Annotated in this window: 9 protein-coding genes and 1 pseudogene; 5 read left to right on the top strand and 5 right to left on the bottom strand. The window is 65.3% G+C overall.

Annotation, left to right across the window (positions count from 1 at the left end; genetic code table 11):
• The first annotated feature begins 50 nt into the window (after nt 1-50).
• Nucleotides 51-428: a response regulator transcription factor gene (locus AC1DIN_RS19195; protein WP_476810950.1), complete on the top strand. Its 378-nt coding sequence runs from the start codon at nt 51-53 to the stop codon at nt 426-428.
• Nucleotides 429-538: 110 nt separating this feature from the next.
• Nucleotides 539-1519 carry an alpha/beta fold hydrolase gene (locus tag AC1DIN_RS19190; RefSeq protein ID WP_476810949.1) on the top strand — a complete coding sequence of 327 codons (981 nt, stop codon included), beginning with the start codon at nt 539-541 and terminating at the stop codon, nt 1517-1519.
• A gap of 200 nt (nt 1520-1719) precedes the next feature.
• On the opposite strand, the gene poxB is transcribed toward AC1DIN_RS19190, so the two are convergent.
• Together poxB and AC1DIN_RS19180 are read right to left on the bottom strand one after the other, a co-directional pair.
• Nucleotides 1720-3456 carry a ubiquinone-dependent pyruvate dehydrogenase gene (poxB, locus tag AC1DIN_RS19185; RefSeq protein WP_476810948.1) on the bottom strand — a complete coding sequence of 579 codons (1737 nt, stop codon included), beginning with the start codon at nt 3454-3456 and terminating at the stop codon, nt 1720-1722.
• Nucleotides 3457-3522: 66 nt separating this feature from the next.
• Entirely contained in the window at nt 3523-4641 is a 1119-nt protein-coding gene (locus AC1DIN_RS19180; RefSeq protein ID WP_476810947.1) for an FAD binding domain-containing protein, read from the bottom strand.
• A gap of 223 nt (nt 4642-4864) precedes the next feature.
• Between AC1DIN_RS19180 and AC1DIN_RS19175 the strand changes: the two genes are divergently transcribed.
• From AC1DIN_RS19175 to AC1DIN_RS19165, 3 genes are read left to right on the top strand one after another with little or no spacing between them, the layout of a single operon-like run.
• Entirely contained in the window at nt 4865-6094 is a 1230-nt protein-coding gene (locus AC1DIN_RS19175) for an MFS transporter (protein WP_476810946.1), read from the top strand.
• 41 nt (nt 6095-6135) lie between these two features.
• Nucleotides 6136-7305, top strand: a complete 1170-nt coding sequence (locus AC1DIN_RS19170; protein ID WP_476810945.1) for an HlyD family secretion protein — start codon at nt 6136-6138, stop codon at nt 7303-7305.
• Nucleotides 7302-8885, top strand: coding sequence for an MFS transporter (locus tag AC1DIN_RS19165; protein ID WP_476810944.1), 1584 nt, complete (start codon nt 7302-7304; stop codon nt 8883-8885). The genes AC1DIN_RS19170 and AC1DIN_RS19165 overlap by 4 nt, the downstream gene beginning before the upstream one ends.
• A gap of 277 nt (nt 8886-9162) precedes the next feature.
• On the opposite strand, the gene AC1DIN_RS19160 is transcribed toward AC1DIN_RS19165, so the two are convergent.
• From AC1DIN_RS19160 to AC1DIN_RS19150, 3 genes and pseudogenes are all read right to left on the bottom strand, one after another.
• Complete coding sequence (locus AC1DIN_RS19160) at nt 9163-11436, bottom strand: FdhF/YdeP family oxidoreductase (RefSeq protein WP_476810943.1); 2274 nt, start codon at nt 11434-11436, stop codon at nt 9163-9165.
• 455 nt (nt 11437-11891) lie between these two features.
• A pseudogene (locus AC1DIN_RS19155) lies at nt 11892-12458 on the bottom strand (glycosyltransferase); the annotation flags it as partial.
• A gap of 75 nt (nt 12459-12533) precedes the next feature.
• Entirely contained in the window at nt 12534-13748 is a 1215-nt protein-coding gene (locus AC1DIN_RS19150; RefSeq protein ID WP_476810942.1) for an MFS transporter, read from the bottom strand.
• Nucleotides 13749-13769: the final 21 nt, after the last annotated feature.

The following is a 13769-nucleotide window of genomic DNA, read 5'->3' as shown; positions in this document are numbered from 1 at the left end:
GCGCACCGGAGTCCCCTTTCGTGCGACCATCGGCACAAAGAAACGTGGACATGCATCACATACCGACAGTCGCGATCGTCGATGACGACGACGGCGTTCGTAATTCTCTCGCCAGCCTGATCCGCTCGCTGGGCTACGAAGCCCGCAGCTATGGCTCGGCGCCGGAATTCCTCGCAGATTGCGAGACGGGCGATCCCGACTGCATGATCTCCGATATACAGATGCCCGAAATGAACGGGGACCAGCTCCAGGCCGAACTGCTAGCGACCGGACGGAGCTTCCCCATGATCTTCATGACGGCTTTTCCGACAGCCGCCACGCGCGATCGCGTCATGGCCGCCGGCGCTTGCGCCTTCCTCGACAAGCCAGCCGAACCCGACACGATTGCGCATCACCTGGCCGCGGCGCTGGCGCATAGCCGCGGCTGACCGGCACACCCCACACCTTCGTATGAGACGCTGATCCAAGCGTAGGATTCCGGCCCCGGCTGCCCCCGCCTAACCTGTCTTCGTCAGCTACCCAATGCGGAGACAAGGCCATGTCCGACGTCAGTTTCATCGTCACCCGGCGGGCCGCGATGGCCGGCATGGCCGCCGCTTCTGCAGCGAGCCTGATCCCTGCGGCAGCATCCGCACAACCGTCACAACCCCTTCGAAACACGACAGGAGCCAAGACCATGAGCAGCGGTTACGTCAAGACCACGGACGGCGTCGAGATCTTCTACAAGGACTGGGGGCCCAAAAGCGCCCAGCCGATCATGTTCCATCACGGCTGGCCGCTGTCCTCGGACGACTGGGACGCGCAGATGCTGTTTTTCCTCGCGAACGGCTACCGCGTCGTGGCCCATGACCGTCGCGGTCATGGCCGCTCGTCGCAGGCCGATACCGGCAACGACATGGATCACTACGCCGCTGACGCCTTCGCCGTGGTCGAGCATCTCGACCTCAAGAACGCCGTCCATATCGGCCACTCCACCGGCGGGGGCGAGGTCGCCCGCTATGTCGCGAAGTTCGGCCAGCCCCATGGCCGCGTCGCCAAGGCGGTGCTGGTCAGCGCCGTGCCGCCGCTGATGCTGAAGACCGCAAGCAACCCGGGCGGAACGCCGATCGAGGTCTTCGACGGCTTCCGCAAGGCACTGGCCGCCAACCGCGCGCAGTTCTATCTCGATGTCGCCTCCGGCCCCTTCTACGGCTTCAACCGCGAGGGCGCGAAGATTTCGCAAGGGGTGATCCAGAACTGGTGGCGGCAGGGCATGATCGGCGGAGCGCTGGCCCATTACGAGGGAATCAAAGCCTTCTCCGAGACCGACCAGACCGAGGATCTCAAGGCGATCACCGTGCCGACGCTGGCGATGCAGGGCGATGACGACCAAATCGTACCCTACAAGGACGCGGCGCTTCTCCAAGCCAAGCTCCTGAAGCACGGCACGCTGAAGATCTACCCGGGCTTCCCGCACGGCATGCTGACCACCCACGCCGAGGTGATCAATCCGGACCTGCTGGCCTTCGTGAAGGGCTGACCCGCAACCCACGCGCAACAATGACCAAGGGAGGGCGGATCATCTCCGCCCTCCCTTTCGTTTGGCCGCAGCCGGAGGCTGAAAACACCGCGAGCCGATCAGTGGAAAGGCCGGAAGGATCGGATCCCCGCGATAAGGTGCGGGAGCCGGGACCGCGAGGCCCCGGCTGGCGTCGTTCGATCGGCTCGGCTCCGGTCAGGTCAGCGCGGCAGCAGGTTCTGCTTGGCGAGGTCGAGCACCTCGTCGCCACGCCCGCTCATCACGGCCCGCAGCATCCACAGGCCGAAGCCCTTGGCTTGCTCCACAGCGATAGCCGGCGGCATCGAGAGTTCCTGCGTCGCGGTCACCACGTCGAGCACGGCTGGTCCGCTATGGCCAAGCACGTCTGCGACCGCGCCCGGCAGATCGCCGGGATCCTCGACCCTGACGCCATGAATGCCCATGGCGCGCGCCATCGCTGCGAAATCGGGATTCTCAAGATCGGTTCCGAGTTCCACGAAGCCCGCAGCCTTCATTTCGAGGGCGACGAAGCCGAGCACGCCATTGTTGAAAATGACGATCTTCACCGGCAGCTTCTGTTGCTTGAGCGTGATCAGATCGCCCATCAGCATGGTGAAGCCGCCATCGCCGGAGAGCGAGATCACCTGCCGGCTGGGCTGCGCCGCCTGGATGCCGATGGCTTGCGGCATGGCGTTGGCCATCGAGCCATGCACCAACGAACCGACCAACCGGCGCCTGCCGTTCATCTTGAGATAGCGTGCAGCCCAGATCGTCGGCGTGCCGACATCGAAGGTGAAGGCCGCATCCTCCGCGGCGACGTCGCTCAGGACCTTCGCCAGATATTGCGGATGGATCGGCCTGCGGCCTGGCGTGCCGCGCGCCAGCGCATCGAGCCCTTCACGGGAGTGCCGGTAGCGGTCGAGGCTATCGTCGAGATGCGTCCGGTCCTGCTTAACCGCGAGACGCGGCAGCAGGGCCTCGATCGTCGTGCCGACATCGCCGACGATGCCGAGATCGAGCTTGCAGCGGCGGCCGAGCTGCGATGCGCGGATATCGACCTGCGCGATCGCGATGCCGCTCGGGAGGAACTGCTTGTAGGGAAAATCGGTGCCCAGCATCAGCAGCAGATCGCATGCGTGCATCGCCTCATAGCCCGAGGCGAAGCCGATGAAGCCGGTCATGCCGACATCATAGGGGTTGTCGTATTCGACATGCTCCTTGCCGCCGAGCGCGTGGACGATCGGGCTCTTCAGCATCTCGGCGAATTTCATCAGCTGGGGATGCGCGCCGGCACAGCCACGGCCGCAGAACAGCGTCACGCGTTGTGCTCCGTTGAGCAGGGCAGCGAGGGCCTCGACTTGCGCCTCGGCAGGCGTGACGACGGGCATCGGCGGCAACAACCCTGCGGCGGGCGCGACATCACGCGCCGGCGCCGGCTTCAGCGCCACGTCGCCGGGGATCACGATGACCGCGACACCGCGATCTCCGACGGCAGCGCGGATCGCATTCTCCAGCACATAAGGCATCTGGCTGGGGTCGGAGACCATCTCGCAATAGACGCTGCATTCGCGAAACAAGTTCTGCGGATGCGTTTCCTGGAAATAGCCACCGCCGATCTCCGCCGATGGTATCTGCGCGGCGATGGCCAGCACGGGCGTGCGGCTGCGCTGGGCGTCGTAGAGGCCGTTGATGAGGTGTAGGTTGCCCGGGCCGCAGGAGCCGGCACAGACTGCGAGCTTGCCCGTGATCTGGGATTCGCCTGCGGCGGCGAAGGCAGCCACCTCTTCATGCCGGACATGCACCCAGTCGATCTTGCCGGTCTGGCGCAGCGCCTCGGTCAGTCCGTTCAGGCTATCGCCGACGACGCCGTAGATGCGCTCGACTCCCGCACGATCCAGGGTTTCGACGATCAGATCGGCAACATTGCGTTTCGACATGAGCTTGGCCTCTCTCGCTGTCTTCGAAGGATTTCGGTGTCACATGGCCGGCATGTCCGCCGGAGCTTACAGCGCGGTCGCACCAAGGCGTCGGCCCAGGGCTGCGATCTCGCGACCGACCGGCAAGCGCTCGCTTTGGTAAAGCGCGAGAGCCGTTTCCAGATCGGCGGCCGCGGCCAGATGCTTGCGCAATGACATCACGTCGCCGGCCGCCTTGCCGACCCCCATGGCGGTGTGCGGCCTGACCACGAAGGCCGCATCGCCGATCAGAGCGATACGCCCTCCCACCATGGCCGGCGTCTCGTAGTCGTAGATCCCCTGGATCGAGGGCGTCTCCTCCGCCGCGACGGCAAGCGAGAAAGGCGGCGGGAGGTGGATGCGGGCATCATGGCGCAGCGCGTCGCGCCGCTCCGATGACAGCCCGCCGCGCGGCAGTGAGACCGGATGGGTGTGGCCGTCGCGATCGGTGAAAAGCGCACGCAAATCGTGCTCCGCCACCCGGCGGTACCAGACCCAGTTATAGCGCCGCTTGCCTGGCGCGGTCTCGCCGTTCGGGCCGGGCACGAGGTAGCCCAGCGCGTGGTCGCCCGGCACGAGATAGAAGGCGAAGCGGTCCAACAGCAGCGAAGCCCTTGCAGGCAGCGCCGTCTCCGGGATCAATCCACGCCAGGCGACATAGCCGGCATAGCGGTTTGCCGCATGATCGGGGGAGAGTGCGTGGCGCACGACCGAACCGATGCCGTCGCCGCCAATCACCAGATCGGCCTCGTCGCGCGAGCCTTCGGCGAAGCTGAGCGTCGTAGCGCCGTCGCCCTCAGCTTCGACCCGCACGAGTTGACTGCCGAGCCGGTAATCGGCCGGCGCGATGCGTGCTGCGACCTGCTCGTAGAGCACGTCCCAGGAGAGCTGGGTCTGCGCTTCCCTGATCGTCTGCACGATTTCTCCAGCCTGATCGAGAAAGATGCGCTCCTGCGCGACGACCCCGATATCGGCGAGATGCTCGATGCCGATCGCCCGCAGGATCTGGAAAACCTCTCGTTGAGGGACTAGGCCGGCGCCGCGACCCGCGAGGCCTTGGGGGGAGCGCTCATGGATCGTGACATCATGACCGTCGCGCTTCAGCAGGACGCCGGCGAACAGGCCTGCGAGAGATCCGCCGATGATGCTGATGCGAAGTGGTTTCATGGCGCGCCTCTCGCGGTGCCGGAGGGCCCTGAGCGTTTCCGCCACCGGGCCTGTTCCCTTCATTGAGACAACGCGGCGGGCCGATCCGGCAATCATACGCAGGTGTGTGCCGGGCATCCGCAAGCGCTACAGAATGCGCAAGCGCCAGCGCGTAGCTTCGAAGCCATCAGAGCCGGATCGACCGCCAACCCGGTCGCGCCGGCCCGCTAGCGGAGCACATACTATGCACAAGCCCGTCAAGCCGGATGCAAGCCCGCCGCGCATCGGCAGCATGATGATTTATGCGATGTCAGCCGCAGCCGGCATCGCAGTCGCCAACATCTACTACAACCAGCCGATGCTCGGTCTGATCGAGGCGGAACTGCCCGGCTCGCTGTCCGGGCTGATTCCAACCGCGACGCAGCTCGGATACGCCGCAGGGCTGTTCCTGTTGGTGCCGCTCGGCGACATCGTCGAACGCAGGCGTCTCATCGTCATCCAGTTCGGGGTGTTGGCGGTGGCGCTTATTCTGGCAGCCGTGGCGCCGGGCGCGGCCCTGCTGGTGCTCGCCTCGCTCCTCGTCGGCCTCGCTGCGACGGTCGCCCAGCAGATCGTGCCGCTGGCTGCCCATCTCTCGGCGCCGGAGCGGCGCGGCGCCACGGTCGGCACGATCCTCGCGGGAATCCTGACCGGCATCCTGCTCAGCCGCACGCTGGCCGGCTTCGTCGCGACGCATGGCGGATGGCGCGAGATGTTCTGGCTCGGCGTGCCGATGGCGCTGGGAGCCGGGGCCCTGATGATGCTGAAGCTCCCGCACAGCAGGCCGGATTCCCAACTCGGCTATGGCCGCCTGCTGCATTCGATGCTGCATCTGTGGCGCGAGTTCCCGGCCCTGCGACTGGCGGCGCTGACGCAGGCTCTGCTCTTTGCGGCCTTCACGGCCTTCTGGACCGTCCTTGCGTTCCGCCTGCAGGCGCCACCCTTCGGCCTCGGCGCCGATGTAGCAGGACTTTTCGGCATCGTCGGCGCGGTCGGAATCCTCGCGGCGCCGCTCGCCGGCCGCATCGCGGACTCCAAGGGAGCTGCTCCCGTGGTTGCGCTGGGCGCCGTCGTGACCTTGTCGTCATGGCTGGTCTTCGGGCTGTGGACCTCTCTCGCAGGGCTCGTTTTTGGCGTCGTGCTGCTCGATTTCGGCATGCAGTCGGCGCTGGTCTCCAACCAGCACATCGTCTTTGCGCTGCGGCCGGAAGCCCGGGCTCGCCTTAACACCATCCTGATGGGTGCGATGTTCCTCGGCGGCGCCGTCGGTTCGGCGACCGGAACCTATGCCTGGCAGGCTGCCGGCTGGCCTGGCGTTGTCGCGCTCGGGGTCGCCTTCGGCGCCGCCGCTGTCGCGCTGCAGGCAGCAAGCCATATCGGCGAGCGGCGGAGGAAGCGCGCGAGCGCCGCTTCCGGCAGTGCCTCGTCGCACTGAAGCCACTGGCGCCCTCGTCCTTCAAAGCGGGAGGAACGACCATGACATCTGCCGTGACCGAAACCGAGAGCGTCGCGCCCATTGAGCAGTATGACGGCCCGGCGTCCTGGCGCTATCGCGGCCTCGCGGCCTTGGCCCATCCGCTGTTCCATGGGGGAGTTGTGATCGCTATCGTCGCCGTGGGCTGGGCCATCGCGGCGCATTGGGACCGCTGGACCGGGTCGGCGCGTTACCAGGCCACCGACAACGCCTTCATCGCCGGCGACACCACACCTCTCGCGGCCCAGATCGCGGGATTGGTCAGGTCGGTTGCGGTCGATGATTATCAGCTCGTGCGAGCGGGGGATCTGATCGCCGAGATCGAGCCCGCCGACTATCTGGCGCAGCGTGACCTCGCCGAGGCCGATCTCGCCGCTGCCCGGGCGACGCTCGCCTCGGTCACGGACAAGCGCGCCATCCAGCGCACATTGATCGAGCAGGCCAGGGCCACGATCGCGATAGCCGAGGCCGAAGTGCTGAGAGCCGATGCGGAGGCCAGCCGGCAACGCGAGCTGCTGCGCAAAGGCCTCGCAGGAACCGAACAACTGGTCGAGCAGGCGGATGCCGCGGCAGCCAAGGCAGCTGGATCGCTGGCTCTGTCGCGTGCGCAATTGCTTCAGCAGGAAGCCGCCCTGACCGCGCTCGATGCAACCGAACGCGAGCTCGCTGCGCAAGTGAGTGCCTCCGCGGCCCGGCTTAAGCTCGCTCATGACAATCTCGGCTACACGCGCATCCTGGCTCCGGTCGATGGCCTCACCGGTGCGAGGCAGGTCCATCCCGGACAATTTGTTTCCATCGGCAGCCAGATCATCACCGTCATGCCGATGGCAAAACTCTGGGTCGTCGCCAATCTGAAGGAAACGCAGATGACCAATATCCGCGTGGGCGACAAGGCCACGGTCACGGTCGATGCGTTCCCGGGAAGCGTGCTGACGGCGCGTGTCGCGAGCTGGTCTCCGGGCACCGGCAGCGTCTTCGCCTTGCTTCCTCCCGACAATGCGACCGGCAACTTCACCAAGGTCGTACAGCGCATTCCGGTCAAGCTCACGCTCGATCCCAATCGCGATCTCGGAGCCTTGATCCGGCCGGGCATGTCCGTTGTCGCCACGATCGACACCGCCCGCCCCCAGGCAGCCGGCCCGGCAGGGGCTTCGTCCGGGAGGGCGCCGTGACGGTTTCCGTCGAAAGCCAGAGCCTCGTGCCTAGCGCCACGCCCGGGATCGCCTGGCAGCCCTACATTGGCCTTCTGGGTGTGATGCTGGGCTCCATGATCGCGACTCTCGGGACGCGAGTGACCACCTTCGGTCTCGCCGACCTTCGCGGCAGCTTGAGCGCTGGCTTCGATGAAGGGGCCTGGATCACGACGGCGCTCGGCCTCGGCCAGCTCATCTCGGGGATCTCATGTCCCTACATAGCTTCCGTCATCGGTGGACGAAGGCTTTTGCTGGGCGGCATCGTCGTCTCCTTCGTCGCCTTCTTGCTCGCGCCACTATCTCACACTGTCCACGGCTATATCGCCGCGCAATTCTTCGCCGGGCTCGGTACGGGAACCTTCATACCGCTGACGATCATCTTCATCATCCGCTATCTGCCCAAGCCGCTGCTGCCCTACGGCATCGCGGTCTACGCGATGAATCTGGAGATCTCGCTGAATGTGGCGGCCTCGCTCGAAGGATTCTATCTCGACCATTGGTCCTGGCGCTGGATATCCTGGCAATATTGCCTCGTGCTGCCGCTGATGGGTCTGTGCGTCTGGCTCGGGATGCCCAGGGACACGCCCATCCGCGACCCGCTCAAGAACCTCGACGGCAGCGGGCTGGCCTATGCGTGGCTAGGGCTCGGCGCGCTTTACATCGCGCTCGACCAGGGCAATCGGCTGGACTGGCTCGGCAGCGGGTTGATCAACGGCCTGCTCGTCGTCGGTGGCCTTGCCGTCATCGCCTTGGTCGCAAGAGAAATGACGGCCAGCCGGCCGGCGCTGAACCTGCGCCTGCTCGCTGTTCCCGGCCTGCTGGTGTTGTTCGCACTGCTCGCCGGATTCCGCTTCATCATCCTCTCGACGGCCTATGTCATCCCGACCTACCTTCAGACGCTGCAGAACTACCGCTCGCTGGACATCGGCGCAGTGCTGGTCTGGATAGCTGCGCCGCAGGTCTTTCTCGTGGTCCCGCTGGCCATTCTGATCAAGCGCATCGATCCCCGCTGGACGCTGATCGCGGGCGCGGGACTGGTCGCGATCGCTTGCCTCCTATTGACCCGGCTGACCGGATTCTGGGCGACGGGCGATTTCCTGCCCTCGCAGATCCTGCAGGCCGTCGGCCAGTCCCTCGCCCTGACCAGCCTCGTAGCCCTCGTATCGAGAACAGTGAAGCCCGAGCAAGCCGTGACGGTCGGCGCCTTCATGCAGACCAGTCGGCTTCTTGGCGGCGAGGCCGGGACCGCCTTCATGCAAACCTTTGTCAGAGTGCGCGAGCAGATCCACTCCAATCTGCTAGGATTGCACGTGCAGGGGCAGACGGCGGACACGGCGCATCGGCTCGCGGACTACGGATATTCGATTGCGCACCGTCTCGCCACGACATCGCAAGCGGCGGCGCTGGAACTGAAAGTGCTGGCGACAGCGGTCGGTCAGCAGGCGGCGGTCCTGGCCTATATCGACGCTTTCGCGGCCGCTGCGGGCGTTGCCGTTCTTTGCTGCATTCTGGCCGCGTTGGCGCCGAAAACCGGTTCGGCTCGGGTCATACCAGCGTAATCTCTTCTCCCATCCGCGTGAGGATTCCGGGCCGACTAATTCTCAGTCGGCCAGAAACACACCGGCGAAACGAGGTAGCTGCATGGATGGGCTACGAAGCGACGTCATTGTCGCGCATGATCATCCGGAATCGCCGCAGGGCCCCTGACAATGCGACGAACGATCGGATCCGACTGGATCGCCGGCGGCTCAGACACGCTGCCACGCATTCTGCGCGCGAACCCGCCTCAGGTGCGCGCGGCCACGCCAAATTCTGCCGGGCGGCTAAGGAGCCGGCTCAGCCAGCGGCAGCGCGCAGAATGACCGGAATTGACTTGTAGCTGGGCGTGCCGCTGCTCCGGTCATAGTCGTGCAAACCCAGCAGCAGATTGGCTTCGGGGTAGTAAGCCGCGACCGATCCTTTCGAAATCGGATGAGCGACGGCCGTCTGGCCGGCAAGTACCCGCCCGGGGCCGGCGACGACGTCGATCCGGTCGCCATGAGACAAGCCGAGATCGCTCAGATCCGCCTCGTTCACGAAGACAACGTCGCGCCGCCCGCTGATGCCGCGATAGCGATCGTTCATCCCGTAGATCGTGGTGTTGTACTGGTCGTGGCTGCGGATCGTCGTCAGCACCAAGGTGTCATCGTCGCGATGATCGTCCTCGTCGACGCCCTCGAAGGTCAGGAAGTGGGCCTTCCCATCCGGCGTTGCCCAGACGCGATCGGACGCAGCCACGGTGAGCCGGAAGCCGCCGGGCTTGCGAACGCGGGTATTGAAATCATGGAAGTCCGGGAAGACCTCCTCGATCTTGTCGCGGATGCGGTCGTAGTTGGCGATCATTCCCTCCCAGTCGATGGCGCTATCGGCCAGGGTCGCGCGCGCCAGCCCGGCAATGATCGCGGGCTCCGAGAGCAGAAGGTCCGAGGCGGGCTTCAGGCCACCGCGCGAGGCATGCACCATCGACATCGAATCCTCGACGGTGATCGACTGCGGCACGCCGTGCTGCTCGTCCCGCTCCGTCCGGCCGAGGCAGGGCAGGATGTAGCTGTGTGGCGTGGTGAGCAGGGCTGTCCGGTTGAGCTTGGTGATGATCTGCACGGAAAGATCGAGCTTGCGGAAGGCCGCGAAGCAAGCTTCCGGATCGGGCATCGCCACCGCGAGATTGCCCCCCAGCCCGATGAAGGCTCGCGCAGTCCCCTCCTTCATGGCAGCCACGGCTTCGACCGCATTGTGACCGTGCTTGCGCGGAGCATTCAGCCCGAAGGCCTTGTCCAGCTTCTGCAGAAACGCTTCCGTCGGAATTTCCGTGATGCCGACGGTCCGGTCGCCTTGCACATTGCTGTGGCCGCGCAGCGGGCAGATGCCTGCGCCGGGCTTGCCGATCTGGCCGCGCATCAGCAGGAGATTGGCGAGCTGCTGGACGTTTTCGGTGCCGTGGCGATGCTGCGTCAGGCCCATGCCGTAGCAGATGATCACGCGCTCAGCGCTCCAGTAAACCTGCGCCATGGCCTCGATGTCGGCGCGGGACAAGCCCGACCGGGCCTCGATCTGCGCCCACGAGGTCGCGTCGATGTCACCGACGAGCGCTTCGAAACCCGTCGTGTGCTCGGCAATGAACGGGCGATCGAGCAGCCCCTCGCCGCCCTCGTCGATCTGAGCCCGGTCGGCGGCCAGCAGCGCCTTCATCATCCCTTTCAGCATCGCCGCGTCGCCGCCGATCTTCGGCTGGTAGTAGGCGGAGGCAAGCGGCGTCGAGCTGAACGTCGTCATCTCGACCGGGTCTTGGGGAGCGGCGAAGCGTTCGAGGCCGCGTTCCTTCAAAGGATTTGCGACGACGATGGGCACGCCGCGCTTGGAAGCCTCGCGCAGGGTCGTCAGCATCCGCGGATGATTGGTGCCGGGATTGTGGCCGATGCAGAAGATCGCGTCGGCGAGGTCGAAATCCTCCAGCGTCACCGTTCCCTTGCCGACGCCGATCGACTGCGGCAGTCCGACGCTCGTCGCCTCGTGGCACATATTCGAGCAGTCGGGGAAGTTGTTGGTCCCGAAGGCACGCGCGTAGAGCTGGTAGAGGAAGGCGGCCTCGTTGGAGGCTCGGCCCGAAGTGTAGAACTCGGCCTTGTCGGGATGATCAAGCGCCCGCAGTCGCGCGCCGATCTCGGCGAAGGCCTCCTGCCATTCAACGATCTCGAACCGATCCGTTTCACGGCTATAGCGCATGGGGTGCGTCAGCCGGCCGGCGTCCTCCAGTGCATGGTCCGACCACGTCCAAAGCTCGGACACCGTGTGTTCCGCAAAGAAGCTCGGTCCGGCACGCTTGACGGTCGCCTCCCAGGTAACGGCCTTGGCGCCGTTCTCGCAGAACTCGAAGGAGGAGGTGTGCTTGGGGTCCGGCCAGGCGCAACCGGGACAATCGAAGCCAGTCGGCTGGTTCATCCGCAGCAGAGCCCTTGTGCCGCTGCTGGCGCCCATTTCGTTGCGGAGCGCCTCAGCGACTGCCTTCAGGGCTCCCCAGCCTCCCGCCGGTCCTGAATATGGCTTGATGCCGTCGGTCGCGTCGTCCGCCATGATGAGGCTCCCGCATGGAGAATGTTGTCAGCGTCCAATCTCCCGTTATCGCGGCAATGGCCATCATACCTGGGTTTGGGGTTACACCCGCCGAAGCCTCAAAAAAGCGATGACGATCTTGCCACCCGCGCGTGACTTGCCAGCGAGCATGACCGGTTTTTCAGCAAGTATGATTTGAGCTCGTCATGATGCTGCGCCGAAAAAAGCTCGGTGAGCTGTGCGGTAGTGCCGTGCCAGCCGCGGGCTAATTTGAAAATCGCGAATTAGGCCGCCCGAGAGCGGAAGTTCCACAAGTCAGCTAGGGGCCATTAACGGCCCTATTTGGCAGGTGAAGCTGCTTCCTCCTGAGCTTGTGCGGCTCTAGCCTGACCGCTTTCGCACTGGCGGTGTACTCGGCCGCATCGAGCCCGTCGTTCCTCGGTCTCGCATTTCGACACGAAGGTTCTGCCGACGGCTAATGCAGGACGCGGGTTCAACCTGGGCGATGGCCGAAGCTCAAAGCTAAGTTCCCCTCCCCGCTCATTGAACGGACATAGTCCCTGCCCCAGTCCGTGATGGACGGTCGCCAGCCAATTCACGGTGCTGGGCATCGGCTTCCGCTGGCCGTCGGAGATTGAGATCGGCGGCATCCGCGGGAATGCATGATAGACCGCCAGGAAATCGGGCAGGTCCAGGCGACCATGCAGCCTCGTCACGCATTTATGGGTCAGGTCCGAGAACATAGCGTGCTGGAGCCGATCGAGATGGAAATGGATGACGTCGAATGACGCCTGCCGTTCCCGGACTCACGCGAGCATCGCGAGGTGGCTGGCCGTGTGATCTCGAATTCCTGACAGCCGCAAGCCTCCGGGTGCGCAGGCGACCAACTCGGCCGAGGTCTCGGAATCGCCCGAGGCGAACAAGGTGACCTGATGCCCCTGCCGCACGAGCTCCTAGGTCAGCCATGACGCCACCCGTTCCGTGCCCCCATACAGCCGCGGAGGAACCGGTTCCGCCAGCGCCGCAGCTTGCGCGATCCGCATCCCCTTGCTCTCCGGCCAACCTGCCCTGCGAACGCGGGCGCGCTTTCAACGCCGATCGCGGCCGAAAGTTCAGGGTCAGAGCTCGCCGATGCGGGTTTTTGGTCGGGCCTGCGAGACAGTCTCCGGCATAGCCGTCAGAATAAGAAGAAGGGCGATTACCCCCACTCCGGCGAGCACGGCAAAGGCGACATTGTATCCGCCCCAAACGACCAAGCTGCCAGCGAATGCGTAGCTTGATGCGCCTCCTATACCTTGAATGGTACCGAGCATTCCGCGCGCCATGTTGTAGCGACCGCTGCCCAAGACGGCGCCGTAGAGAACGAGCGGCAGCAACACGTCGAACAACCCGGCCCCGACCCCGTCGAGAAGTTGGAAGGCGATCATCCAGTAGGGGTCGTCGACCGTGGCGAAGAGGATGCCGCGCAGCGGGAGAGCGGCGAACGCCAGGATGAGCAGCGGCTTGCCGCCGATCCGGTTGGCGCGCATCACGAGGAAGGCCATCGGGATCGTCGCGAGTTGGGCGATGATGATCGCCGCCGACGTCACGGCGGACTCGAAGCCCTTTGCCTCGAGTGCCAGCTTCTGGCTTGCGAGGGCCAGCATCGGCGCATTGGCGAAGTGGAACAGCGCCGTGCCGATCGCCAGCACGGAAAAGGAGCGCTCGGCGAACAACTGCCGCCAGGGATAGGGCCAGCCGGCTTCGGGGGCGACGTCATCGAGGCCGCGAGCGCGCTCATGATCGATGGCACCGGCCGGGATCGAAAGGACCGCGATCATCGACAGCCCGGCGAATAGCGGAAGCATGTAGAAGACACCACGTTGCCCGAAATGCGTGCCGACCACCGCAGCCAGCGCGGCTATGAACAGGTTGCCGAACCGGTCGAATGCGGCATTGCGCCCGAGCTGCGCGGCAACGTCGCGGGAGCCGTAGAGCCCGAGCGTGATCGCCGCGATCGTGGGTGCAAAGACGGCGCCGAGGAGCGCCATGCTGACATCCGCGACGAACACGACCGCAATCGTCGGATAGGTCGCGATGCCCGCCCCCAGGAGCGCGAGAAGCCAGGCCCCGCCCACCATCAGGCCGCGCTTGGCGCGCGTGGCGTCGATCAGGGCGCCGATCGGCGCGTGAAAGGCAATGCCGATCAGACCGCTGACGGTGAGCAGCGCCCCGATCTTCGCCTGGTCCCAGCCGACCTCCGTGAGCAGGAAGACATTGACGTAGGGGCCGAGCCCGCCGCGCAGATCCGCCAGCAGGAAGTTCAGCCAATCTAGGCTTGACCGATACGACACTCCCTCCTCTCCCTTCAATCC

Source organism: Allobosea sp. 05T438, from assembly GCF_056396025.1.
Note: the sequence above shows the minus strand (reverse complement) of the source record. Positions and strands in the feature narration are given on the sequence as shown.

Excerpts from the sequence above, each read along its gene's own strand:
- AC1DIN_RS19180 (WP_476810947.1), bottom strand. The coding sequence starts at position 4,641 with ATGAAACCACTTCGCATCAGCATCATCGGCGGATCTCTCGCAGGCCTG.
- AC1DIN_RS19195 (WP_476810950.1), top strand. The coding sequence starts at position 51 with ATGCATCACATACCGACAGTCGCGATCGTCGATGACGACGACGGCGTT.
- poxB (WP_476810948.1), bottom strand. The coding sequence starts at position 3,456 with ATGTCGAAACGCAATGTTGCCGATCTGATCGTCGAAACCCTGGATCGT.
- AC1DIN_RS19190 (WP_476810949.1), top strand. The coding sequence starts at position 539 with ATGTCCGACGTCAGTTTCATCGTCACCCGGCGGGCCGCGATGGCCGGC.
- AC1DIN_RS19175 (WP_476810946.1), top strand. The coding sequence starts at position 4,865 with ATGCACAAGCCCGTCAAGCCGGATGCAAGCCCGCCGCGCATCGGCAGC.
- AC1DIN_RS19170 (WP_476810945.1), top strand. The coding sequence starts at position 6,136 with ATGACATCTGCCGTGACCGAAACCGAGAGCGTCGCGCCCATTGAGCAG.
- AC1DIN_RS19160 (WP_476810943.1), bottom strand. The coding sequence starts at position 11,436 with ATGGCGGACGACGCGACCGACGGCATCAAGCCATATTCAGGACCGGCG.